Here is a 25,953-nt window from a genome sequence, read left to right as displayed (position 1 = left end):
CATGAGCGCTGTGCTACAATATTGGAATTGCAACGGCAATCTTAGGGAGGGTTATTGAATCACATGCTCATCATTGGTATCGCCGGCGGCACCGGCTCGGGAAAAACAACCGTAGCCCGCTCCGTCATTGACCGTCTTGGAACGGGAAAGGTAACTTTCATATCTCAAGATAACTACTATAAAGATCATTCACACCTCAGCTTCGCTGAACGTGAATCCATCAATTACGATCATCCTTTCGCTTTCGATAACGAGCTGCTTATTGAGCATCTTAAATGTCTGCGAGAAGATAGGGCCGCATATGCACCGGTGTATGACTTCACAGTTCATGCCCGCTCCACTACGGAGACTGTAGAACTGAAACCCAACAATATTGTAATCATCGAGGGACTCCATGTTCTATCCGACGAGAACCTCCGCGATATGCTTGATATCAAAGTCTTTGTTGATGCTGATCCTGATGTACGCATCCTCCGCCGGGTACTCCGCGATATCGAGGAACGTGGTCGGAGCATTCAATCGATCCATCACCAATATTTGAGCACGGTTAAACCGATGCACGAAGCTTTTATTGAGCCATCCAAAAAATACGCCGATTTGATCATCCCTGAAGGTGGCCATAATGAGGTCGGTATCCAGTTGTTGTCCATCCTAACTGAGAAACATTTATATAACGACTGGACGTCCTAAAGTTCTTAAATACCTAGTTCTAACCCTAGCTGTCGAGATTCTCTCGACGGCTTTTTTGCATGTTCATCCCCAAACCTGCAGTTGACTATTCAAAGAATAATCCCACCGCATTTTGGTAATAGCTAATTTCACAGCAGTTTGCGGAAGAGGGATAACAACTATGGGATTTCTAAACAGAACAATAACTAAAATATTCAAAAACCCTACATTAGGGCACCCCAACCCCACTAGAGAATTACCTAAAGAACCTCTCAAAGAAAACCTTCAAGATAATATTGAACATATAAAAAAGACGCTCGGCAATAGCACAGACCTTGTGGTCAGAGATTTCTTCATTGGCTCCAAACATAAGATTAAAGCCGCTATTTTCTATACGGATGGACTTGCTGACAGTAAAGCTATTCAGGATTTCATTCTGGAGTCTCTTGTCTTAGAAATTCCAGATTTGAGCTTAGTACCTGAGAATGACAACTATTCCTTATTAAAAAATCACATGCTTACCGTAGGTGATATCAAAGATGCGACCGAGTTCCATTCTTTGTTAACCTCCTTATTATCCGGAGATGTGATCCTTTTACTAGATGGATACGCTAAGGGTTTCACGATTGGCATGCGTGGATGGAAAGATCGAGGTGTATCAGAAAGTGCCACCGAAACGGTGATCCGCGGACCTAAGGAAGCCTTCACAGAAAGCTTGCGTACCAACACTGCATTAATCCGGCGGAAAATAAAAGATCCAAATCTGTGGTTAGAAACACAACAAATCGGACGTATGACCCAAACCGATGTATCCATTATGTATATCAAAGGAATTGTAGATGATGGGATTGTACAAGAAGTACATACACGTTTAGATCGAATCGACATCGATGGCATCTTGGAGAGTGGTTATATCGAGGAATTAATCGAGGATGAAACCTATACTCCATTTCCAACGATCCATCATACCGAACGACCTGATGTTATTGCAGCTGCGCTAATGGAAGGAAAAGTAGCTATTTTAGTAGATGGAACGCCTATAGTCATGACGGTTCCTACTACATTCGTTTCCTTCATGCAGACCGCTGAGGATTACTACCAACGTGCAGATGTTGGTACCTTAGTTCGGATGCTCCGTTATTTCTGTATATTCATTTCATTATTAGCCCCATCTTTATATGTAGCTATTACTACCTTCCATCAAGAGATGTTGCCCACAACGCTACTCATTAGTTTAGCTGCTCAACGGGAAGGCGTGCCGCTTCCAGCGTTTATTGAAGCCCTCTTAATGGAGCTTGCTTTTGAGATTCTAAGAGAAGCCAGTGTGCGTATGCCTCAAACCATAGCCCAATCTGTCTCTATAGTAGGAACGCTAGTCATTGGAACGGCTGCAGTAGATGCTGGCATTGTTTCTGCCGCCATGCTCATTGTCGTAGCTGTCACGGCAATCTCCAGCTTTGTACTACCAGCCTTTGATCTCGCCTTGACGGTCAGAATGCTTCGTTTCCCAATGATGTTTCTAGCGGCTTCCTTTGGATTGTTCGGGATCATTATCGGGATTATTGCGATTGTTCTGCACATGTGCAGTTTACGTTCCTTTGGAGTTCCTTATATGAGCCCGCTAGCTCCGTTTAATCTTGTTGATCAAAAGGACACCTTTTTTCGAATGCCTCGTTGGGCTATGTTTACCCGTCCTAAGCTAATTAATCAAAAAAATCTCGTTCGGGAAAAGAGTACACCGCCGGAAAAACCGGGAGATCTGACGGAGGAATAAATCTTGAAACGAAAATCTTTGTTAAATTCGCTTGTTTGGGAAAGTAACTAACTCTTTCTTGGAAGAAATGAAGTAATCATTAGGAGTGAACGAAACCATGTTAGAAAAGGGAAAAATAAGTGCCCGTCAGCTAACCATTCTTGTCATGCTCCTTACTATTGGCGATTCTATCCTTATAATTCCCTCTTCCACTACAGCATACGCCAGACAAAATGCCTGGATTTCCACTTTAATTGGGATGGTAGCAGGTTTATTAGCAGTCTATATGTACAGCAAGTTCGCAAAGTCATATCCCAATTTAACGCTTATTCAAGTGATTCAAAAGGCTTTTGGAAAATGGATAGGAACTATTATATCCCTTACATTTTTAATCTATTTTCTTATGGTTTCCGTTGGAAGTATGCGAGAAATCGGTGATTTTGTGACCTCTGAAATGTTACCTGGAACCCCTATTCCGGCCACTCTAATCTTGTTTATACTGATTATGATTATGGCAATACGACTCGGTATTGAGGTTATAGGGAGAGCTAGCGAGCTCTTCATTCCTATGTTCATTGTCTTATTCCTAATCCAGACGATTGCTATTATTCCCCAGATGGAAATTGTCAGAATACTGCCCGTATTGGAGGATGGAATAAAGCCTGTTCTAAGAGGGGCTATCTCCATCACTACTTACACCTTTTTAGAAACAGTTGTCTTTCTCATGATACTTCCTTATGTAAATCAACAAAAAATGATAACAAAGAGTTTCTTACTGGGTACGCTTCTAGGCGGTATTGTAATTTTTATTACGCTCACCGTCTCCATCCTGGTGTTAGGTCCGGATCTGACGACTAGAGATATCTATCCCAGTTATAACATCGCAAGGCGTATATCAGTTGGCGGATTCTTCGAACGGGTTGAAGCCATGATAGCTCTACAATGGATGTTAACTTTGTTTATAAAAGTAACTTTGTACTTCTATGCTTTCGTTCTGGGGTTGTCCCAATTATTAAAATTAAAAGATTATCGCGTGTTATCCTTACCCACAGGGATGATTTTAGTGGCACTCGCTCCAATCATTGCTCCGAATTTCACTTATTATAACGCTATTTTTGATAATTATTGGGTGTACTATGTTATAACCTTCGGGATTTTTGTACCGTTTGTGTTATTAAGTATGGGCATATTTCGTAGAGCACTCAGCAAAAACTTAACATCTCGGAACTAAAGATTGTTTGGGAGGTTGTGAACATTGGGTATAGTAGTGATCCTCATCATTGTAGCCGTTATTATAGCCATCGAAGTGCCTCTTATGCTGAGGAAAAATTTAATTAAGGAATTTTGGGTTTTTTTATTTCTTCTGTTGCTGGGAACTTTTTTTAGTCTGATTTACGTCATGAATATCTCGATCTCAGACCCGCTAGCCTGGATGGTGTTCATCTATAAACCTATAGCCGACATGGTAAATGCCTGGTTATCTTAAAAATAATGGGACTAAATTCGAGAGATCTAACGGAGGAATACACCATGAAACGAAGATCACTTCTACTTTGTCTTCTTGTTCTCATACAAATTGGGTTAACTGGTTGCTGGAGTCGACAGGAAATGAATGATCTCGCGATTGCCGTAGGGATCGGCATCGATAAGATCGGAGATCAATATCAAGTTTCTGCACAAGTGGTTTTACCCAGTCAAATCGCTGGCTCAAAAGGGGGAAGTCCTCAATCACCCGTTAACCTTTACAAAGAGACAGGAAATACTGTATATGAAGCGCTTAGGAAGATCACAACCATTAGTCCACGTAAAATTTACATCTCTCATCTGCGGATCTTAGTCCTTAGCGAGGCTCTGGCTAAAGAGGGAATCAATGACGTTCTTGATTTCATGTCAAGAGATACCGAAGCGCGAAATGATTACTTTATTGTGGTGGCAAAGGATGCCCGGGCAGAAGATACTTTGAAAATATTAACTAGCCTCGAAAAGATTCCTGCTGTGCGATTGTTTTCCAGCCTAGAAACATCGGAGAAAAAATGGGCACCTACATCTACTGTGACATTAGGAACACTGATTACAGAACTTGTAAGTAAGGGTAAGAATCCAGTCTTAACAGGGGTTGTCATCAATGGAAATGTAGATGCAGGAGAAACTCCGAAGAATGTAGAAACCGTAGATTCTCCAACAGAATTGAAATACTCTGGATTGGCCGTATTCAAAGAGGACAAATTGATCGGTTGGCTAAACCAAGAGGAATCAAAAGTGTATAACTATTTAACGAATAAGGTAAAGAGTACGATTTCCTTCATTAATTGTCCCCAAGATAAAGATAAAAAGATATCTCTTGATATATTTAAGGCCGAATCAAAAGTAAAAGGCAGCATGAATGGCAACAACCCAGAAATCAGTATCGAGCAACATATAGAAACAGATTTAGGAGAAGTTCAATGTAGAAATCTAGACCTCACCAATCCAAAGACCATCACCGAATTAGAACAAATCGCTAACGTGAAAGTAGAGCATTTATTCCAGACTACGATTAAAAAAGTACAACAAGAATACAAATCCGATATTTTTGGATTTGGCGAGGTCATCCATCGCTCTAACCCACAGGCGTGGAAAAAACTGAAGGATAATTGGGATCAAACCTTTGTTAACTTACCAGTAAACGTAAAGATGAACATAGAGATTCGCCAGTTAGGGAAAGTAACTAACTCTTTCTTGGAAGAGACGAAGTGATAAATTGGAGGGAACAAAGCCATGCTCGAAAAGGGTAAAATAAGTATTCGTCAACTTACCATTCTTGTTATGCTTCTTACCATTGGGGATTCCATTCTTGTAATCCCCCCTTCCACTACACACTACGCCAAACAAAATGCCTGGATTTCCTCCTTAATTGGAATGATCGTAGGTTTACTAGCCATTTTTTTGTACAGCAAATTCGCAAAGTTATACCCCAACCTAACGCTTATCCAAGTGATTCAAAAGGTTTTTGGAAAATGGATAGGGACTATTATATCTCTTTTGACCTTAATGTATTTTCTCATCGTTACCGTAGGAAGTATGCGGGAAGTCGCTGATTTCGTGACCTCGGAAATGTTACCCGGAACCCCCATTCCGGCCATTCTAATCTTATTTATACTGATTGTCATTATGGCAACACGACTCGGTATTGAGGTTATCGGACGAACGGGTGAGATCTTTACTCCCATGGTTATAATCCTATTTCTAATCCTAACGGTCGCCATTATTCCTCAGATGGAAATAGTCAGAATGCTGCCCATATTGGAGGACGGAATAAAGCCAGTGCTAAGAGGGTCCATCTCCATTTCGGCTTACACCTTCTTAGAACCCGTTGTCTTTCTAATGTTCCTCCCTTATGTAAATCAACAAAAAAAAATAACAAAAGCCTTATTACAGGGCTGTTTCCTAGGTGGGATTATCATCTTCCTGACAGTCACTGTTTCCGTATTAGTACTAGGTCCGGATTTAACGACCAGAGATATATATCCCAGTTATAACATAGCAAGACGCATATCGGTTGGTGGGATCTTTGAGCGGGTTGAAGCCATGATAGCTCTAATGTGGATGTTAACCTTGTTTATAGAAGTAACATTATACTTCTATGCTTTCGTCCTAGGGTTATCCCAATTATTAAACTTAAAAGAGTTTCGGGTGCTAACTCTGCCTACTGGGATGATCCTAATCGCACTAGCACCTCTCATTGCTCCGAATTACACCTATTACAATGCGGTGTTTGATAATTATTGGGTGTACTACATTATAACCTTCGGGTTATTTCTACCCTTGGTATTGTTAAGTGTGGGGATGTTTCGAAGTGCACTGAGCAAAGACTTGAAATTTCGGAATTAAATAGGAGCGGCCTTTTCTACCTAATAACAATCCGAATCCGAGTAGGGTCACCGAATGCGGTGAGAAACCGTGTGATGCTGCTGATATCATTAAGTTTAATCTCTTGCGGTTCTATCTCCCCACCCCGATTCGTAAATAAGCTTAAACATATGAACTTTTTGAAACTACAAAATAGACCTCGTAGATTCTCTAACGATTAATTCTGCAGGGAAAATCTGATGCGCATGATTGACCTTCTTATTAATGAGATCAAACAAAATCTTAATCGACGCTTCCGCAATTTCTACTACTGGCTGTTTGATGGTAGTGATAGAAGGATTATAATAGAAGGAAATATCCAGTCCGTCATAACCTGCCACAGAGTAATCTTCAGGAACTCGCTTGCCTGCTTCAAATATGGCTTTACAAGCGCCGATGGCCATACTATCTGATAAGGTGAAAATAGCGGTAAACTCTTCCCCTGACTCCAGCAGTTCTTTTGTAACCGCATATCCATTTTCCATACTATAGCTGTCAATATCTTCTTTCATCCGCCGTACTAGCCGTTCATTATAAGCTATTCCATGATCAGAAAGAGCCTTTTTATATCCTTCATATCTTAATTTACCGATACTCACATCATCTTCAGGCGCGGTAATGACTGCGATTTTTTCATGTCCCAGATTACATAAATAGTCTACAATTTTATAGCTCTCATTAAAGTCATCTACAGATACAGAAGAATAGTTACTTAGATCAAACTCTTCCGTCATCCCAATCGTGCTGAGGACAAATGGAACCGTCAATTGCTGTAATTTTTCTTGAGAGTGTGAGAATAATCCCCCCAGGAACACAATTCCCTTCAGGCGCTTTTCTTTCTCCAGCTCAATTGCCACTTCAATCTCATCTTGATTCTCATCGACTCGCTGTAGGATAAAGGAGTACTTCTTTCGCTGGATCTCTTTTTCAAATACTTTAATCATCGGGCTGAAAAATGGATTTGATATCCCTTTGATCAATACTGCAATCGTTTTCGAATCGGAACGTTTTAAATTTCTGGCACTGTTATTCGGTACATAATGGTTTTCTTTGATGACCTTCATAACCATCGCTTTTGTTTCTTCATTAATATCCGGATGATTATTTATAGCTCTAGATACTGTAGTCACGCCAACCCCACATAATTTGGCGATATCTATGATAGTCAATCTCTCCATTTCTACCTTTCCTTTACACGTTAAATAAGAAAGTAGGGGATTCTTGAAGAGAAGACTCAACAAGAAAAGCACCCTACTCGCTTCTACATACATATTCTATTTAACCCTTAACGGCTCCTGCAACGACACCTTCGATAATATATTTTTGGCAGGTGAGGTAGAAAATAATGATGGGTACAATAGCTAGAACTAGCATCGCCATCATAGCTCCCATATCAATCGATCCGTATCCACCTTTTAGGTACTGTATCGCAATAGGAATGGTTTTGTATTCAGTACCGATCAGTAGGTCAGGCAACAGGAAGTCATTCCATACCCACATTACATTAAGAATCGCTACGGTTACAGCTATAGGCTTAAGGATGGGCAATACCACTTTAAAGAACGCCTGCGGTGGATTGCATCCATCAATCATAACCGCCTCTTCAACCTCCAGTGGGATGGACTTCACAAATCCACTAAACATAAATACCGATAGCCCTGATCCAAATCCCAGATAGATCAAGATTATCCCAATCGGATTGTCGAGATGCAGTACATTGGCTGTCTTAGTCATTGTGAACATAACCATTTGGAACGGTACGATCATCGAGAACACAAATGCGTAATACATCAAGTTCGTGAATTTTGATTTCACCCGAGTAATATACCATGCGGTCATGGAAGTGAATAACACGATTACAGCAACCGAACACACCGTGATAAACAAGGACATTCCAAAAGCACTGAAGAAATCAATCTTCGCTATACCGCTAGTATAGTTCTTCAAACCAACAAAAGTAGTTCCATTAGGGAATAAGAAAGGTGTATCACTAATGTAGAACTTACCTTTAAAGGAGTTCATCAGAACAATAAAGATCGGAGATAAGAACGCAATGGCCAAGACCAACAAAATAGTGAATATGGAATAGTCTTTTGCTCTAGTCTGTTGCATTAGTTCTCAACCTCCTTTCTTCTAGTAATGACAAGTTGTACTAAGGCGATTAAGGCTACCAGTGCAAAGAATACGACGGCTTTCGCTTGACCCACACCTTCCCATCCTGTTTTTCCGTAGAAGGTATTGTAGATATCCAGTGCTAACATCGAGGTCTGCTTAGAAGGAGCACCAGCGGTCAACGCTAGGTTTTGGTCAAACAATTTGAATGAATTCGATAACGTTAAGAATAAACAAATGGTAATGGATGGCATTACGAGTGGAATCGTCACATTACGTAAAATCTTTGAACGTGAAGCTCCATCAATTCTTGCGGCTTCTACTATATCCTTAGGCACATTTTGAATACCTGCAACATAGATAATCATCATGTAACCTATCAATTGCCAATTCATAAGGATAATTAATCCCCAAAATCCATAAGTTGCGTCAGAGGTCAAAGTAACTCCAAATTTATACAGGATTCCATTAAAGATCAGCTGCCAGATGTATCCTAATACGATACCGCCTATCAAGTTAGGCATGAAAAAAATAGTTCTAAATACGTTAGTCCCTTTTAGCTTTCTAGTTAACAACATCGCCAGTATGAAGGCGAATACATTAATCGTAAGAACAGATAGAACTGTAAACTTAACAGTAAAGCCTAGTGCATTTAGAAATTCTTGATTTGAAAATGCTTTAATGTAATTGCCAAACCCTATCCATTTTGCATCATTGACGGTAGTAAACTCTGTAAAGGATAAATATATACCTAGCAGAAAAGGTACAACAAATGCGATCCCAAAGGCTATTATGGTCGGTAATGCAAAAAGAGCAAAATATTTTCTTATCGATTTTTCCATGGAGTCTTCTCCTATCTCAGTATGGAAAATGATGAAATAGATGAATTCACTCGAATTGTTGCTTAGTGCCACTGAAATTCCAAAGGGAATCCAGTGGCACTAAGCTTTTATCTTTATAACAAACGAGAGTTATTCAATCATTTTTCCATGCATTTATTATTTTGCCTTTTCAGCCTTCCAAGTGTCCTTAAAGATGGTTACAACTTCATCCCAGGTTTTATTGCCTTGAGCGTATTGCAAGAGCGCATCACCAAAGACATTTTTGAACTCTTCACTTGGGAATGCCGCAAATGTCCAAGCTACAGAAGTCAGATCTTTTTCCATCCAAGCGGATACTTCTTTAGCAAGTGGATCTGCTGGTTTTTCGCTGTCTTCAAACGTATTGAATGGAGCGATGAAACCTAAGTCGTTCGTTACATAAGCTTTACCTTTTTCACTGGAGAACAACCATTCCAAAAATGCGATAGAAGCTTGTTGGTTCTCAGCAGAGGCTTTGCTGTTGATTGCCAAATAGTTTTCTGTACCTACAGCCAGACCTTGTTTTTCTTCGCCTTCCATACCTGTGTAGATAGGCAAGAATTTGATGTCCTCAGCTTTAACTACGTTACCATCTACATCATTGATTTGTGACCAAGCCCAGTTACCGTTTTGAACCATTGCTGCGTTACCCAGTGCGAATTCAGCCATGGAGTCCGCTACAGATTTACTACCCAGAAGGGATTCTTTAGTCACAGAGTTTTTGATGTAAAGATCAAAGATGTTTTTGAATTTATCGTTATATTTGAATTCAACTTCCTTAGAAGCTAGACCGGCAAGAACTGTGTTATCAAACTCAGTGTTGTCTTTGAATTCATAGTACAGTGGCAAGTTAGCCAAGTGAGTCTGCCATCTCCATTGTTCACCAGCAGCGAGGGAAGTCGAGGCGAATACACCTTTGATACCCAGTTGATCTTTTTTAGCGGTCATATCTTCTACTACTGCTTTCAAAGTCTCGAAATTATTGATTTCAGTTGTGGAAGAGATCGAAACAGCTTTGTCAGCTAAAGCAAAGTATTTCTTCATAATGGCGTCGTTGTAGATAATACCGTATCCTTCAACTACGTAAGGGATACCATACACGCCTTCGCCTTCAGTTACAGCCAAGCTTTTGTCGGACAAGTAGCTGTATAGCTTAGTATCTTTCAAATCCAAGGTGTAATCTTTCCACGCTTGGAAACCAACAGGTCCATTAATTTGGAAGATCGTAGGTGCATCGGACTTAGAAATTTCGGATTTCAATTTGGTTTCGTAAGTACCTGCTGCAGCTGTTACGACTTTTACTTTAACGCCTGTCTCCGCTTCGTAATCCTTAGCGATTTTTTCATATATTTCTGCAATTTCAGGCTTGAAGTTTAAAAAGTAAACCGATCCATTTTTACCAGATGAAGCGTTTCCACCATTGGTTGCTGTGTTGTTCTCTTTATTCCCACACCCTGCTGCCAAGACTACAACCATAGACATTACCAACATGAGCCCTAGATATTTTTTAATATTCTTCATTTTTCTTCCCCCTCGAACTTTTTATTAAATTACTTCTCTTAAAGACGTCTCCGAGCTTGCTCACCGAGAATAATGTCAGCGTTTTCATTTCACTTAAATATTCTCCGCTTTTTTTCCGGTATCCTTATCGGTAACGTTTTCAATTGAAATATTAGCACACCGTTTGGAACATTTCAATAACCATTTTATTGCAGAAACTCGCCATTACAAATCTTCAAACGTTATAATAGACAAGTATAAACGCCTTCGACTTTCTTATATTTTTAAAATAACTATGAATAGGTGATTGCATATCTTATCTCTGATCGAAAAGTATGAGTTACAATTCTCTAATAATAATTATTTTGGCGATATCGAGGTAGAGCCCTCTTACTCCATTGTAGAAGGTACTCTTCCTGTCCTTGTGTCTGCTCCGCATGCCATTAACCACTATAGAGAACATGCTGTAAAACCTGCAGATATGTATACAGGCTCTCTTGCGCTGCTATTACAAAAACTCACCAGTTGCTACTGTATCTATTCCAATAGCTTCTCCAAAGAAGACCCCAATTACATCCTTGTCGGAGAATATAAAGCTGCACTTGGAACAATTGTCAAAGAACATCAAATTAACTTTGTTATAGACTTGCATGGTGCCTCTAAGGATAGGGAATTTGATATTGATTTAGGTACATTACACGGAACTTCCATACAAGAAAATAATATAAATGAAGTCATACGTATTTTTTTCAATAATGGTATTACCAATGTTCATCAAAACCATACATTTTCTGCATCTCATCCGGGAACGGTCACATCGTATTCCGCCAAAGAGCTGTTAGTTCAAAGTATTCAAATTGAAATTAATCGAAATTATCGTAACCCGAAATCATTTGATTTATTCCAAAAAACCATTCATTCCCTCGAACAAATCATCAATCAATTGGGAGGTGCCTAACATAAATATCGAGCAGACCTTCACCCTATTGGACAAACAAAGCTATACTGCCCGGGAAGAACTCACGATGAACCCCGATGAGCTGGCTGAATTAGGCTTAGTCCACCATATCTTTGTCGAGCTTAAAGCAGAGAATGATGCTCAGGTTAGCTGTTTGCTTTTATCTAAAAGTGATATCCCTAGAGGCAGTATTCAATTATCTAAAAGAGCAAAGGACAAGCTAGGAGATTGCCCCATAACAGGATTAACCATTACTAAACCTGAGTACAACACGATTCTTCGGGGAATTCCTAAAGTGGACGAGATTGCCAAACCTTATGTCAAAGCTTGTCCAACGCTCGTCCGCAAATATTCGAACCATGTAGAGCTGATTAATCCTAAGAATGGCTTTCGGGTAAACTTAACGTTAAAAGAGGATGACACAGCCAAGCCGAATGCACTATATTTCAACAGATATATCATGTTGTTACTTGAGACTCATGCCACTGAGGATGATCAACTAATTATTACCCGTGCAAGAACAAGTCCTCAGTCCAAGCCAGGCATACATAAACTTATACATATGGGAATCAAACATCCCTTAACCGCATTAGGAAATCTTTTTATTGGCAAAAGAGAGCTTACGCTAAGAGTAGGACATCCCTACCCTTTTGATGAGCACCAAAATCTATGCCGAATTCACCCCAATGTTAGAAAGCTGCTGGGCATGGAAGAGACCGATAAAATCGTCATCACCTATAACAACAAAGAAATCACCGTCCCCATCTTAGATATAGATACTGAGCATATTGCCCAGTTGATCAAGCTAAATGAGGAGGATGATCAGCTCAAATTTAACGACAGCCACTTATTTATCGGAATCACCGCTTTGTCACGAAATGAACTAGAAATCCCCAGTATCGGCACATCGGTTACCGTAAAGAGAAGCATGAACTCCCTATTCTTAAAACACTTAAATAAGCTGGTCTTGCCTGTAATTGCTCTATTGTTTACAGTAGTACAGCTGTATAAGGATTTGAACTGGAGCATCGCTCTGACCGTTGCTATTTCTCTGATACTACTTCCGATAATCATCTACACGACACTATCTGAAGAACGAGCAAAAATTAACTAAATGGAGCGATGATCGTGGAATTCAATTCACAAGCCCAGGTAGAAGATATGATCTACAGCTCTTATCTAAGAGCCATTAACAACATCACAGAAACTTTGGATGGACAAGTTAGACGACCGGAATTAACCAGAGCATTGCTGGAACTAGTCGGAAATCCGGATCGAGATCAACAATACATACTAGTCACAGGCAGTAAAGGTAAGGGCTCCACCTCAAGGTTTATCTCTTCTTTGTTAAGTCACCTAGGCTATAAAGTGGGCTTGTTTACCTCCCCTCATCTGGTGGATTTCAACGAAAGAATACGGATTGACGGGCGGGCCATATCCAAAGAGGATTTTATACGATTAGGAAATGTGGTTCGCGAGGGATTTCAAACGATTGAAGATCAGCTTGCCGCTGATGAGTATCAGGGTCCTGTTGGGGTGGGTCTGGCGATTGCGACGTTGTACTTCAAGGAGAATCATACCGATTTCAATGTAATTGAATGTGGAAGAGGCGGAAGGTTTGATGACACGAATGTCCTGAAGAATGATTGGGCTGTCATTACTCCGATTATGGAGGAACATGTAGCTAATTTGGGACCTGACCTGAACAGCATTACACTACATAAACTGGGCATCGTCAAAAACAAGGCTACTAACGTCTATATCAGCAAACAGAAATCGAGCGTACTTGCGACTATAAAAGCGAACCTCACTTCCAACACTGTCCAGTATTATGAGGAGCAGTTCTGGGCTGACTCTATTGCAATAACACCCGTTGGAACTACTTTTAATGTTCAGACAAATCAAGCGGGTTACCCGTCCTTAACGATTCCGTTATTGGGGCAATTTCAAGCTCTAAATGCAGCCACTGCAGTCGCACTATGTGAGGATATCACAAGTGGTCCTCTGAATAGGGAACTCGTTCTCAAATGCTTTGCACAATTGCAATGGCCGGGTCGCTGTGAAGTGATCTGCCATGATCCATTAACGATAATTGACGGAGCAATTCATAAAGAGTCGGCAGGCTATTTGGCTGAGCTTATTCAACTTGTGAATCCTGACCGCAGCCGAGCTGTAACTTCAATTATCGGTGTCCCAAAAGATAAAGATTACCCAGGAGTTATCGAAGTGATGAGTTCGGTCTCGGATCAATTAATCATCACAAAGCCCGATATTAGTCATCTTTCTTTTCCTACAGATGCACTCCATGTTGCCAACCGATTTATCGAACAAAGTTACGAGTTCCCCTATTTAGAGGACGCTCTAACGCACATACAAACTCGCTCGTCTTCCGAGATTATTGTAATTGTCGGCACGCAAACCTTTATCGGAAATGCCAAAAGATTATTCGGACAATCGCTGCTCGATATCGGCTTATAGCTTCTCAAAGCGCTGGAGAATGACTTCCTGATAAAGATCAGATAGAGCTGGCACTTCACTTGGATTCTGCTTACAATACTCATCTAGCATAACCTTATGATTCACTTCGATCACCCTGAGGCCTTGATCTGTCTCCAAAATATCCACGGAGCAAAAATCAAGGCCCATCGCTTTGGAGGTCTCGGAAGCAAGCGCCGCAAGCGCCGCTCGTTTGGCCTGATCGCTAACCTCAATAGCAATAGCCCCGTTTATCAAATTGTGCTTCCAAGAGCGAACTCTTTTTTTGCCAAGGAATACACGCGCCTGGTGATTAAAAGTTACGATTCTATACTCAATCTCTGCTTCATAATAGGGACCTATTGCCCCATTAAGCTGTAAAGAAAATAATAAATCCAGCTTTTCGTGCAGATCGGCTATCTCATTAATTTTGTACACATGATTTCCCTGCGCCCCGTTATCCTGCTTCATAACTACCACCCCATTGAGCGTTTGGAAATAACGTTCAGCCAATGAATAAGGATTCAAGTTGTTAAATTTGGAGTCAGGATGTGGCAAATAGATATGTTCTACCGCGGGGATATTCGCCTTATACAAAACGTCATAAGTTAGAGATTTACTCATAGCAATGATCGTAGAAGCACTGTTGTTTAGTCCGATCTCAGCGTCTACCATCACAAATGATTTCAATCCATCCGTAGCTCTATATACGAAATTCGGTGTAACTTCCTCAAAGGTAATCCCTGAGGTTGTAACAGAATGCTGGATCATTTTTAAGTAAGGTCTAGTCGTCATTCAGTTTCCTCATTTCTAACAAAATATGACCAAACCTAATCATAGCATGAGAAATATCAATCGAAAATAACATTCATACGTTATAATTACTATCATCAAAACCTTAGAAATCTTTTTCGAGGGACTTTCCAAAAAAAATAACAAGGTTAATGTTATGTTTAATGACTGATAGCGCTCTTATAGTTAAAAATAAGTATTGATTATTTAGTGATCATCCTCTATGATAGGCTTATCAAGCGAACCAAAAAGTTAAAGCGGTTAAACTTTAATACCCAGGTATCTATTATTATTGCTACTTAATAGTATTAGTACGACCAAAAGTTAAAGCGCTTATACTTTAAAATGAGAGGTTGGTGTGTCATGATCAATCGCGAGAACAGGCGGCAGACTTTCTACATGTATCTGTTCATTTCTCCTTGGATTATCGGCTTCCTAGTATTCGCCCTTTATCCTATCTTATCATCGCTTTACTTCAGCTTTACTGATTATGACATCATACACCCGCCTAAGTTTATCGGGCTCGCTAACTACACAGAGATGTTTCACAATGACCTATTCTGGAAATCGGTGGTTGTCACACTGAGATATACCTTCATCGGTGTACCTATCCAGCTTGTTCTCGGTCTTGGATTTGCGCTATTGCTTCACCAGACCATTCCCCTGCGCGGCTTTTTCCGAACGGCCATGTATTTTCCAAGCATGGTATCCGGCGTGGCCATGTCCCTCCTATGGTACTGGATCTTCAACCCGCAGATCGGGCTCTTCAATTATATCCTTTCCTGGTTCGGTATTCATGGACCGGCTTGGCTGATGAACCCGGACACTGCACTATATGCCTTGATCATCATGACCTTCTGGACAGCAGGCTCAGGAATGATTTTATTCCTCGCAGGTCTGCAAGGCGTACCGGCTAGCTTGATCGAAGCCGCTAACCTTGACGGTGCCGGACGCTTCAGAATTTTCTTGAACATTACCTTACCGATGATCTCTCCCGTGCTGCTTTTTCAACTAATAATGGGACTAATCGATTCCTTCCAAGTCTTTACCCAAGCTTTTGTCATGACTCAAGGAGGTCCAAATTACTCTACCTGGTTCTATGTTTATAATCTCTACACCAGTGCTTTCAAAGAATATCGTGCCGGTTATTCCTCAGCCCTGGCATGGGTGCTCCTCATCGTAGTTATGCTGTGCACCGCACTAATTATGAAATTGTCTAACCGTTATGTTCACTACGAAGGAGGCGGACGCAAATGAGTACAGTCAGAGCGCTAAGCCCCCACACTAAAGGAACCAAACGCCGCCGGAAAGTGGAGCCTGTTAAGATTTTTAGCTTTATTACTTTAGTAGTTACAACATTTCTGATGCTGCTTCCTTTGTTCTTCATGGTCTCCACTTCACTTAAGTCCAAACGTGAGATGCTGAAGTTCCCACCCACCTTTCTTCCAGAGAGCTGGCAGTGGAGCAATTACACAGAAATATTTGATACCCTGCAGTTCGGTACGCTTTACAAAAATAGTTTAATTATCGCCGGTCTCAGCGTTGTAGGCACCTTGATTTCTTCAGCGCTGGTCGCCTATGGATTCGCCAGATTCAGAGGTAGAGGGAATCAGATATGGTTCGTCCTATTGTTGAGCACAATGATGTTGCCTTATCCAGCCATTATGATTCCGCAATTCGTACTCTTTTCACAAATGAACTGGATCGACACCTTCCTCCCCTTGATTGTGCCTGCTTTTTTCGGCTCAGCTTATAACATTTTCCTGCTGCGCCAATTCTTCTCCACGTTGCCTGAAGAGCTGTTTGATGCCGGACGCATTGATGGATGCGGCGAAATACGGATGTGGGCTACTATAGCACTCCCACTCTCCAAACCCGCACTTGCAACTGTAGCTATCTTTGCTTTTATCTACAACTGGAACGATCTGCTTACACCGGTGCTTTACCTAAGCTCGTCAGAGAAGTTCACGCTACCCGTCGGGATGGCTTCTCTCACCTCATCGAGATTCCGCATTCCACCTTGGCATTTGCTGATGGTCGCTTCGGTTCTAGCTATGGTTCCTATCGTAACGCTGTTTGCTGTAGCACAGAAACAGTTCGTCGAAGGGATTGTACTTACAGGGATTAAGTAATAATCCGCCATCCGGGCGGCCAAATATACTTGAAATCATGGAGGGTTTAGCTAATGAACAAGAACAGGAAAAGTAGTGCGCTTTTACTTGCAACAACCATGCTTGTTGTTCTGGCATTGTCAGGCTGTAGCGGCGGCAAATCGGCGGGTAACACTCTATCTGAAGGAAATGGTGGCTCGACCAATTCAGGAGACAAAGCAGAAACGGTAACCATCACCCATTACACAATAGATTCAGAAGACCGGACTTTTGTTGAGAAATTAATTCCTGATTTCGAAAAGCAGCACCCGAACATTAAAGTAAAAGTGGAAAAAGCACCTTATGAGCAGTTCGACAGCAAGCTGCAAACACTAATTGCCGGTGGCAAATCACCCGATGTGACAAGTCACTGGGGTTATGGAGGTTTCGCAGAATACTACAACAAGGATATGCTGCTCGATTTGACCGACCTTTTAAAAGAGGATGGCTTCAAGGCAGCCGATTACAACATCCCAGAGAACCTGATGAACATTTATAAGGTTAAAGATCACACATATGGTATCCCAGTTAATATGTATGTCACCTTGATGCTCTATAACAAAGACATGTTTGATGCTGCCAAACTGACTTATCCAACAAGCGATTATGAAGATAAGAGCTGGACGTTTGAAAAGATGGTCGACCAGGCTAAACAAATGACTCTCGTCTCCGATGATATTGCCAAAACACAATATGGCGTAGACTTCACCTGGTCTGAACGCGATATGCGGCCATTATATTTTGGAGCGCAGCCTTATTCAGAGGATACATGGACTAATGGCGGCGTGCCTTCCGAGACTTATTTTGATTCCCCTGAAGTGATTGCTGCCTACAACAAACTCTTTGATCTCGTCTTCAAAGATAAAGTCTCTCCTTCCTCCGAGTGGAGCAAAAGCGTAGCCGGACAGAACGGTGATCCCTTTGTTGCAGGCAAAATCGGGATGTCTATCGGTGGCTCATGGAACCTTGCAGGTGCGAATGACTTTCCCTTCAAAATCGGCGTAGCCGCTGTACCATGGGGAGGCAACGATAAGGTCCGCAGCACACTTTACGTCGATCCGCTGCTGATCTTGAAGGACTCCAAACATCCGAAGGAAGCTTTGGAATGGATCAAATATTTGATCACTACCGAAGTGCAGGAGAAATCCATTGAGCTTAGTGGCGGTAACCCGCCAGTCAACACCGAAGCTGCTGAAGCTTACTATAAACATTTTGACGGCATCGATCCACAAGATATCAAAAATGTCTACGAGGGTGCTGTGAACTATGGCTTCGAATCCTACAACCATTTGATCACCAACTACTCGCAAATTAATGACATGTTCATTAATGAATTGCAGCCAGTAGAAACTGGACATAAGACGGTGGAAGAGGTGATGACGACGATTCAGAAAAAAGTTACGGAGATCATTCATCGTTAATATTTGGCAGATATGCCGTCCCTTTAGGGACGGTATACCTGTTTGAAATCATACGTTTAGCGGACAGTCTGCCAACCCTGTATACTAAAGGTAGAAAACAGGATCGGAAAATCTGCCGCGAGGAGAACTAGAGATGAAAGTGAGTATTTTTGATGTAGCCAAAAAATCAGGATTATCGGTTGTAACCGTATCCCGGGTCTTAAATGGGGCCGAATCGGTACGCGAGAATAATCGCCAGAAGGTGCTTGAGGCCATTAAAGAGCTGGATTATCGCCCTAATGCAGCTGCACGCAGTCTGGCAAGCGGTAAGACGGGAATTATCGGGATTATTGTCACGACCCTGCAGGATTCTTTTTTTGACGCAGTGGTCAAAGAGCTGAATGAAGTCTTAGCGATGCATGGTTATTTTTTGGCCATCTCCATCTCAGCAGGCATCGAATCGGATGATAGTCATTATTTAATCCAGGAGGATCGTGTAGACGGTTTGTTTCTACTCTCTCCGATGGAAGAGGATAATTATATTGTGGAATTAAAACGGCGCGGCATCCCCTATGTGCTGATTGATAACCAAAAGCCCGAGAATGACACCTACTCTATCACGATTGATAACTTCAAAGGTGGCTACATGGCTACCAGTCATCTGTTAGCGCTCGGTCATACGTCAATTGCTCATCTATGTGGACAGGAGATGTTCCGTAGTACGCGGGAGCGGCGTGCCGGATTCCTACAAGCGCTTGAGGAAAAAGGTCTTACTCCATTTGAGATTGTACATGGTGATTTCGAAATTGGAATGGGATACGAAACCTGCAAGCGTTGGCTGAACGAAGGACAATTACCTACTGCGGTATTCGCTGGCGATGACAATATCGCCCTTGGAGTCATCAACGCGTTAATGGAAGCTGGCATTCGGGTACCCGAACAAGTAGCTGTGATTGGCTATGATGATCATTATATTGCTTCACAGCTTCATCCATATTTAACAACGATCCGTCAGCCTTCGGACAAAATTGGATTAGCAGCTGCCGAAATGCTCTTAAAACGTATCTCTGGAAAGATGAAGCGCGGAGCTGGAGTAAAGATTGACCCAGAGTTAATTGTACGGGAATCTACCACTTCCAATTAATTAAATCATATAAACAAGGAGTGACAACCATTGACTTACTACTTGGGGATCGATGGTGGAGGCACCAAAACCTATGCTCTGCTATGCGATGAACATGGCAATGTTCTCGGTAAGGGCAGGAGCGGTAACGGCAACCACCAGACAGGCGCACTTGAGGCAGCCAACAGCATTCGAGAGGCCACATTCGGGGCACTAGATGAGGCTGGACTCCGATTGGAGGACATCCAACATACCTATCTTGGGCTTGCCGGTGCTGACCGAGAGGCCGATTATCTCATTCTCCATCCAATGATTCGCGAGATCGGATTTATCAATTACACCATTAACTGTGACACCATGATCGGATTACGTGCAGGGACGACTCGCCCTTATGGAGTTGCACTAATCTGCGGCACAGGCACCAATTCGGCAGGCAGAAACACGCAAGGAGAGCACTATCAGTGTGGTGGCTTTGACTACATGTACGGTGACTTCGGTGGTGGCGGTGCTCTCAACATTGAAGTCTTTCGTTCTGTCATAAGAGCTTGGGATGGACGGGAGCAACCTACCCTCTTGACCGGACTTCTACTCAACTTGCTAGGTTATGAGGAAGTTGCAGATATGTTTAATGATTTCCTCAATCATTGGAAAAGGGTCCCTGTTCATGCTGCTCGTTTGCTTTTCGAAGCAGCAGCTGAAGGAGATGCTGTAGCCTTAGAGATTCTAAATCGGCAAGGCGTTGAGTTAGGGAAGTCCGCTGCTGCAGTCATCCACAAGCTTGGGATGGAGCAGGACACCTTCGATGTGGTTCTGGCGGGAAGTCTGCTAACCCGTGGGGATCGCGGCTGGATTCGCGGACCTATTGAGAAAGCTGTACAAGCCGCAGCTCCACAAGCAACTGTGGTGACTCTTGCCACAGAGCCTGTAGTAGGTGCCGTATGGTCCGCGATGGATCAAGATGGTTTGACCCTTAGTAATGAAGCGTATGAGACCATGCGGCAATTTCAAGATTATGAATCGATCCAACAAACAAAAAAGACAGGAGTGGTTGATCTTGGCAACTAATCAAGGATTAAAGATCGCAGTTATCGGTGGGGGTTCTTCGTATACACCCGAATTGGTAGAGGGATTTATTCTTCATTACAAGGAGCTTCCTGTTCGTGAACTATGGCTCGTAGACATCGAACCTGGACTTCGCAAGCTGAATATCGTTGGAAATCTCGCTAAACGCATGGTTGAGAAATCCGGGCTTCCGATTGAAGTTCATCTTACAACAGACCGCCGGAAGGCTATCGAAGGTGCAGACTTTGTCAGCACTCAGATGCGTGTCGGTATGCTTGACGCCCGCGCACGTGATGAATCGATTCCTCTTAAATATGGTGTCATTGGTCAAGAAACGACAGGTCCTGGCGGAATGATGAAAGCACTGCGTACGATCCCTGTCATTCTGGATGTATGCCGGGATATCGAAGAGCTGGCTCCTAACGCATGGCTGCTCAATTTCACCAATCCTGCAGGAATGGTCACTGAGGCTGTTCTGAAATACTCCAAAGTAAAGAGTATCGGTCTCTGTAATGCACCTATCGGTCTGATCAAACAAGTATCCGCCAAATATAACGTAGCTGCCGACCGTGTTTATGCCGAATTCGTTGGTCTGAATCACTTACACTGGATTACTCGAATCGACGTTGAAGGTGAAGATAAGCTGGATGATATGCTCACAGAGGGCTACAGTGCCAAGAACGTGCCAGCCCGAGAGTGGAATCCAGAATTCCTAAAATCTCTTCGCGCCGTGCCTTCCTACTATTTGAAATATTTCTATATGACGGATGCCATGCTCGAAGAGCAGATGGAATCGTTTAAGCAAGGTATCAACCGTGCTGAAGTCGTCAAACGCGTAGAAGAAGAGCTATTTGAGCTATACGCCAACTTAGAGCTGAGTGAGAAACCGAAACAGCTAGAACAACGCGGTGGTGCTTTCTATTCAGAAGCAGCAGTTAATCTCATGAGATCGCTCTATAACGGTTCAAACGACATCCAGACCTTGAATGTTGCTAACCGTGGCATACTGGACTTCTTGCCAGATGATGCAAGCATTGAAGTGAACTGTGTTGTCACCAAGAACGGACCACTACCTCTACCACTGACTAAGATTCCACCGATGGCCAAAGGGCTTATTCATGCTGTCAAAACCTACGAGCAGCTAGCCATTGATGCCGCTGTGACCGGTGATCGTGCGCTTGCTCTTCAGGCAATGGTGCATCATCCACTCGTTCCATCTGTAGATGTGGCGGTTCGTATGCTGGATGAAATGCTGGAAGCCAATAAAGAGTTCTTGCCGAACTTTTTTACTAAATAACCATAGAGATGAGGCGTCAATATGTCAGCTAAAGCGGTTTGGAAAGGCGATGTGAACCAAGCCATCTGCGCGTTTACATTTGATGATGGGCCTTCCCAGCTTCCCGTTGAATTATGGCTTGATGTTTTGGAGGAGGAAGGTGCTGTCGGCACCTTTTTCTTCACTGGGGAATGGATGGATCGCTATCCAGAGAAGGCGAGATTGATCCTGTCCCGTGGTCATGTGCTTGCTCCGCATACGTACCATCATCGGCGAATGGCCCAAGTGCCAAAGGCGGTATTCTTAGAGCAATTGAAGCTGACTGAGCTGGCCTATCAGGACGCAACGGGTCTCCCTTCTCCCAATTTCATGCGTTTTCCGTATTGCTCATTCCGGGAAGAAAATCTCGAGTGGCTGACAGAATGGGGCGATTATCTAGATATTGAAGGCGTTGACTGCGGAGATTGGTCTGGTATTTCTGCTGAAGAGATCGTTGCCAGAGTTGAACCTACGCTTGAGAATGGAACCATTATAGTCATGCATAGTAATGATGTTGCAAAAGGTTCACCGGATGCACTGAGAGCACTTATTCGGATCGCCAAGCAAAGAGGCTTGGAAAGTGTCGGCGTACCTGAGATCCTTGGGTCCATTGGCGTAGAAGTAAACCACAGACCCTGGAAAATAGTCGTAGACGTTCCCGCAGAGTTAGATCATCCCTTGGAAAATTGGATCCCTTTAGAAAATAGTAAGCAGCTTGCCGACCTCGCGACCCAGACAACTGAGTGGAACATTCCGCAATATACACTACATTTCACTTCTGAAAAGGAGTGGCTGGAGCATCTGGAGAGTCCACTAGAAGAGGTTGGAGTGACAGAGGATCGCGAGTTGTTTACCGTACGGCAATTTGATGGCAGCTATTGGGGATATGTACGCGCCGGTGTCGTAGACAATACCCTTGTATTATTAGATTATGCGGCTAAAGAAGCGCAGGCTGATACCTTGGTGTACTTACTTCGCTGGGCTGCGGATACTTCGATCAGATTGGGACTAACCAAGATTGAAGCCAGACTCAATATTCGTAAAATGAGCGAGATGTGCAGACAGTTAAGCTGGCAGTCAGAGATAGTAGAAGATCAATAAGAGACATCATCTATACTGATAAATAGTTGCGGTAAAAAACAGCGCTCCCCCGTTTTTGGTGGATCGCTGTTTTGCGTTATGGGAATGGTAAACATCCCAGCAGTAAACGCCGTAATCCCAGTTTGCTCTACTATCATCCAAATGTAAGCTCTAATTGAAAGCTGTTGTTCCTTTCGGTACAATCAATTGCAACATCGTATTATTCCATCAGAAGGGGTGATTTCTTGCGTAAAGATACCAAAACCATCGGCGAGGTGGCTAAGCTGCTGGGCACAACCATTAAAACCATCCGTTATTATGACGACATTGATCTTTTGAAACCATCGAGTCACAGCGAAGGTGGACACCGGTTATATACTCCCGAAGATATTTCCCGCCTGCGGCTGATCACAACACTGCGTTATTTGGACTTTGGCATTGACGAGATCCGCCAAGTCATCGCTGGAGAGATTCAGCTCAATACAGCACTCAACTGGCAAATCGAAGCACTGGAGACGCAGGTTAATACGCTGACTAATATGATTTCGATTCTGCGCCAAGCCCAAGCGCATGATTCATCAGGCAATTCCATGGATTACATGAATGAGCTGGCTGACTCCTTGTCCATGAATACCGCTAAACGAAACGAGTTCATCTCCAGCAAAATAGAAGAAATGCAACCGTTCAGCCAATTGCCATCCGAATGGCAGAATACTTTTTTATATTTGTTCAATAAATATATTATCAATGAAGTCAAAGTGACAGCTGGGCAAACCGTAGCTTGGAATGAGCTGCAAGCGCTAATGAATGATGCGCAATACATGGAGGAGCTTGTCCGATTCGAACTGCCCTTCCTCAATATGGTCAGACACCCTCGTGTTCCCGCTGCGTCCTGGATCAGAACGCTGGAGAGTATCCGAGTCCGGGTGGAAGCAGCCCTGCAACACAAATTATCAGCAGACAGCGCTGTTGTACAGGCTATTGTTGAAGATTTTGTGATGCTGTATGCAGATCCAGAGCAGTTCCGCGATAAAGCTGCCTTTTTCCGTCAATATGCTCAATGCATGCACACTGCTCCTACCGAACGGATAGAACGCTTTAATAAACTGTGCTTGCTTCTCAATCCCAAATGGGATGTTATTGTAGAAGGAAATACCTTGCTGATGCAAGGATTACAATGGAAACTCGGGCAGGAGAACTCTCACTCTGCGCCTTGTTGAAGTGTGAACTTCGGATGGTCTCCCAGGTTGATGTTCAAATATTGCAAGGGCTGCCCTTTTAAATAATGGTCAAAAAAATCAAGCGTGTACTCATTAATCAGCTCATGCGTTCCGCTCACATCCACACCCTCCATCCATTTAAACAACGGGGTGAGCAGATATAGATCGGAGAAGCTCATATGAGTGCTTTTTTTGAATGTCATCCAATAGTTTCCACCTGCGGTTACCGGCTCATAACGGGCAAACAGCTCATTATAGTAGGCTGTAATTTCTTCTCTGTTCGTCCCAAGCGCGGTGATTTCTGCATCAGTGGTTTGGTCTACTCCTTTTAATGTGTCATCGGCACTCATGAGCAGAAAAGGCTTCTTTAGGCCGTCTGTAGGAATCCGCTTTTCACCGTAAAGTACCCCATCCATATCGATGCCTGCTTGTATTCTCTGATCATCCAGCAGCATTTGCACCGTCGTGGCTCCCCCAAAGGAATGCCCGAACATGCCCATATGTTCAAGATCGATCCGGTCAGTAAACAGACCACTAGGGTCGTTCGCAGACAAGGCCTCCATTCGATCAAGCACAAACTTCGCATCTTCTACCCAAACTTCATTACGCCGATCCATAAAAGAATACTTCATTTGCTCATAGCCCATTTTTCCTTCTGAATCAAACTTCACCACAGGCTTATCTGGAAATACCGAAGCCACGCTGCTATAAGCATGTTCAATCCCTACGACAATATAGCCGTGACTTGCCAATTGCTCGACTTGAAACATGTTCTGATTCTTGTAGCCCATAAATCCATGCGAAAATAGAAGCACAGGATATTTAGATTCTGTATCCGCTAATCCGGCATTCGCAATAGCATGGGTGTTGACCAGCTTAAACCCTGAGAATAAAAACTCCGGCAGGTGCAAAAATTCATGCAATCCCTCTATATAAGGAGCAGGATCAGATAAATAGGGCGCCTTTTTTCCAGTAGCCTCCGAACTTGCCGGATACCAGATTTGCACCGCTAATTCGCGGGAATCACCGGATGTTTTCGTAAATTTTTCTTCTCTTGCAGAATCGGTCCAATGGTAGGTAATGGTTCCTATCTTGTAAGGACCTGTGGGCTCCGCAAAAGAAAATACAGGGAATAGGAGCGGCAGCGCAATGGACACAGCAGCATAAACCACTCCAACTCCTCCAATAATTAGTGTCTTCCAGCGCTGTCGCGACTTTCTTTCTATCCTTGCTGTGGATCGTAAGAAAGGTCTTACCCCTCCTACAATCGCCCATAGTGTGACCAGATACATTGGGATCATCGGCCACCGCAATCCTTCCACGAAAGCGTGGACAAGCAGTAAAACAGCAGAAATTCCGCCGCCTATCAGCCACCCGCGTTGTGATTTAGGGCGTCCTAGCATTAACCCACCCAACATCCATACATTAAATAAGACAAGCATGATCTCAATCCATCTCATAATCTATAATCCTCCTTGGATTTCTCTTCTGGCCGCCGACCTGAACCAAGTATAAAACCTCCTGTTAGAGGAGAATCAAACACCTATTTAATTCACTGAATGGAGGATAGAGAAAAACTATGGGTTACGAGAAATG

General features: G+C 42.8%; 23 protein-coding genes. 17 read left to right on the top strand and 6 right to left on the bottom strand.

Annotated elements, in window-relative coordinates; all coding sequences use genetic code 11:
* The first annotated feature begins 63 nt into the window (after positions 1 to 63).
* The 6 genes from udk to MKX41_RS25950 all read left to right on the top strand — a co-directional run bounded on the left by udk (position 64) and on the right by MKX41_RS25950 (position 6,292).
* A complete protein-coding gene (gene udk, locus MKX41_RS25975; protein WP_042123429.1) occupies positions 64 to 690 on the top strand; it encodes a uridine kinase in 627 nt (208 codons plus the stop codon).
* Between the two features lie 160 nt (positions 691 to 850).
* Positions 851 to 2,443 (top strand): spore germination protein, encoded by a 1,593-nt coding sequence (locus tag MKX41_RS25970; RefSeq protein ID WP_340973743.1) that lies wholly within the window; start codon positions 851 to 853, stop codon positions 2,441 to 2,443.
* Between the two features lie 97 nt (positions 2,444 to 2,540).
* Entirely contained in the window at positions 2,541 to 3,653 is a 1,113-nt protein-coding gene (locus MKX41_RS25965; protein WP_340973741.1) for a GerAB/ArcD/ProY family transporter, read from the top strand.
* A gap of 24 nt (positions 3,654 to 3,677) precedes the next feature.
* Entirely contained in the window at positions 3,678 to 3,908 is a 231-nt protein-coding gene (locus tag MKX41_RS25960; protein ID WP_340973739.1) for a hypothetical protein, read from the top strand.
* Positions 3,909 to 3,952: 44 nt separating this feature from the next.
* Positions 3,953 to 5,158 (top strand): Ger(x)C family spore germination protein, encoded by a 1,206-nt coding sequence (locus tag MKX41_RS25955; RefSeq protein ID WP_076286655.1) that lies wholly within the window; start codon positions 3,953 to 3,955, stop codon positions 5,156 to 5,158.
* 21 nt (positions 5,159 to 5,179) lie between these two features.
* Complete coding sequence (locus tag MKX41_RS25950; RefSeq protein WP_076286656.1) at positions 5,180 to 6,292, top strand: GerAB/ArcD/ProY family transporter; 1,113 nt, start codon at positions 5,180 to 5,182, stop codon at positions 6,290 to 6,292.
* Between the two features lie 164 nt (positions 6,293 to 6,456).
* On the opposite strand, the gene MKX41_RS25945 is transcribed toward MKX41_RS25950, so the two are convergent.
* From MKX41_RS25945 to MKX41_RS25930, 4 genes are all read right to left on the bottom strand, one after another.
* Positions 6,457 to 7,488 (bottom strand): LacI family DNA-binding transcriptional regulator, encoded by a 1,032-nt coding sequence (locus MKX41_RS25945; protein ID WP_076286657.1) that lies wholly within the window; start codon positions 7,486 to 7,488, stop codon positions 6,457 to 6,459.
* A 100-nt stretch (positions 7,489 to 7,588) separates the two neighbouring features.
* Positions 7,589 to 8,422 carry a carbohydrate ABC transporter permease gene (locus tag MKX41_RS25940; RefSeq protein WP_042184128.1) on the bottom strand — a complete coding sequence of 278 codons (834 nt, stop codon included), beginning with the start codon at positions 8,420 to 8,422 and terminating at the stop codon, positions 7,589 to 7,591.
* Positions 8,422 to 9,264, bottom strand: a complete 843-nt coding sequence (locus MKX41_RS25935; RefSeq protein ID WP_042184126.1) for a carbohydrate ABC transporter permease — start codon at positions 9,262 to 9,264, stop codon at positions 8,422 to 8,424. The genes MKX41_RS25940 and MKX41_RS25935 overlap by 1 nt, the downstream gene beginning before the upstream one ends.
* 156 nt (positions 9,265 to 9,420) lie before the next feature.
* Complete coding sequence (locus tag MKX41_RS25930; RefSeq protein WP_076286658.1) at positions 9,421 to 10,803, bottom strand: ABC transporter substrate-binding protein; 1,383 nt, start codon at positions 10,801 to 10,803, stop codon at positions 9,421 to 9,423.
* 286 nt (positions 10,804 to 11,089) lie between these two features.
* On the opposite strand from MKX41_RS25930, the gene MKX41_RS25925 reads away from it, so the two are divergent.
* The 3 genes from MKX41_RS25925 (at position 11,090) to MKX41_RS25915 (ending at position 14,218) form a co-directional block, all read left to right on the top strand.
* Positions 11,090 to 11,740 (top strand): hypothetical protein, encoded by a 651-nt coding sequence (locus MKX41_RS25925; RefSeq protein ID WP_340973737.1) that lies wholly within the window; start codon positions 11,090 to 11,092, stop codon positions 11,738 to 11,740.
* Between the two features lie 67 nt (positions 11,741 to 11,807).
* Positions 11,808 to 12,854 carry a hypothetical protein gene (locus MKX41_RS25920; RefSeq protein ID WP_340973736.1) on the top strand — a complete coding sequence of 349 codons (1,047 nt, stop codon included), beginning with the start codon at positions 11,808 to 11,810 and terminating at the stop codon, positions 12,852 to 12,854.
* 14 nt (positions 12,855 to 12,868) lie between these two features.
* Positions 12,869 to 14,218, top strand: a complete 1,350-nt coding sequence (locus MKX41_RS25915) for a bifunctional folylpolyglutamate synthase/dihydrofolate synthase (protein ID WP_340973735.1) — start codon at positions 12,869 to 12,871, stop codon at positions 14,216 to 14,218.
* Here MKX41_RS25915 and MKX41_RS25910 read toward each other — a convergent pair.
* Entirely contained in the window at positions 14,213 to 15,010 is a 798-nt protein-coding gene (locus MKX41_RS25910; RefSeq protein WP_340973733.1) for an ATP-grasp domain-containing protein, read from the bottom strand. The genes MKX41_RS25915 and MKX41_RS25910 overlap by 6 nt on opposite strands.
* Positions 15,011 to 15,370: 360 nt before the next feature.
* On the opposite strand from MKX41_RS25910, the gene MKX41_RS25905 reads away from it, so the two are divergent.
* The 8 genes from MKX41_RS25905 to MKX41_RS25870 all read left to right on the top strand — a co-directional run bounded on the left by MKX41_RS25905 (position 15,371) and on the right by MKX41_RS25870 (position 24,357).
* Complete coding sequence (locus tag MKX41_RS25905) at positions 15,371 to 16,264, top strand: carbohydrate ABC transporter permease (protein WP_042184117.1); 894 nt, start codon at positions 15,371 to 15,373, stop codon at positions 16,262 to 16,264.
* A complete protein-coding gene (locus MKX41_RS25900; protein ID WP_340973732.1) occupies positions 16,261 to 17,139 on the top strand; it encodes a carbohydrate ABC transporter permease in 879 nt (292 codons plus the stop codon). Before MKX41_RS25905 ends, MKX41_RS25900 begins: the two co-directional genes overlap by 4 nt.
* 53 nt (positions 17,140 to 17,192) lie before the next feature.
* Positions 17,193 to 18,578 (top strand): ABC transporter substrate-binding protein, encoded by a 1,386-nt coding sequence (locus MKX41_RS25895; protein WP_340973730.1) that lies wholly within the window; start codon positions 17,193 to 17,195, stop codon positions 18,576 to 18,578.
* A 133-nt stretch (positions 18,579 to 18,711) separates the two neighbouring features.
* Complete coding sequence (locus MKX41_RS25890; RefSeq protein ID WP_042184112.1) at positions 18,712 to 19,701, top strand: LacI family DNA-binding transcriptional regulator; 990 nt, start codon at positions 18,712 to 18,714, stop codon at positions 19,699 to 19,701.
* A 30-nt stretch (positions 19,702 to 19,731) separates the two neighbouring features.
* Positions 19,732 to 20,745, top strand: a complete 1,014-nt coding sequence (locus tag MKX41_RS25885) for an N-acetylglucosamine kinase (RefSeq protein WP_339268219.1) — start codon at positions 19,732 to 19,734, stop codon at positions 20,743 to 20,745.
* A complete protein-coding gene (locus MKX41_RS25880; RefSeq protein WP_042184108.1) occupies positions 20,693 to 22,039 on the top strand; it encodes a 6-phospho-beta-glucosidase in 1,347 nt (448 codons plus the stop codon). Before MKX41_RS25885 ends, MKX41_RS25880 begins: the two co-directional genes overlap by 53 nt.
* A gap of 21 nt (positions 22,040 to 22,060) precedes the next feature.
* Positions 22,061 to 23,158 (top strand): polysaccharide deacetylase family protein, encoded by a 1,098-nt coding sequence (locus MKX41_RS25875; protein ID WP_340973727.1) that lies wholly within the window; start codon positions 22,061 to 22,063, stop codon positions 23,156 to 23,158.
* A 224-nt stretch (positions 23,159 to 23,382) separates the two neighbouring features.
* On the top strand, positions 23,383 to 24,357 hold the full coding sequence (locus MKX41_RS25870) for a MerR family transcriptional regulator (protein WP_262495650.1): 975 nt from the start codon (positions 23,383 to 23,385) through the stop codon (positions 24,355 to 24,357).
* On the opposite strand, the gene MKX41_RS25865 is transcribed toward MKX41_RS25870, so the two are convergent.
* A complete protein-coding gene (locus MKX41_RS25865) occupies positions 24,339 to 25,817 on the bottom strand; it encodes an alpha/beta hydrolase (RefSeq protein WP_340973725.1) in 1,479 nt (492 codons plus the stop codon). The genes MKX41_RS25870 and MKX41_RS25865 overlap by 19 nt on opposite strands.
* Positions 25,818 to 25,953 lie beyond the last annotated feature (136 nt).

The organism is Paenibacillus sp. FSL R5-0475 (assembly GCF_038004585.1).
Classification (GTDB): domain Bacteria; phylum Bacillota; class Bacilli; order Paenibacillales; family Paenibacillaceae; genus Paenibacillus_AQ.
The sequence above is the reverse complement of the archived record's forward strand: the minus strand, read 5'-3'. Positions and strand labels throughout refer to the sequence as shown.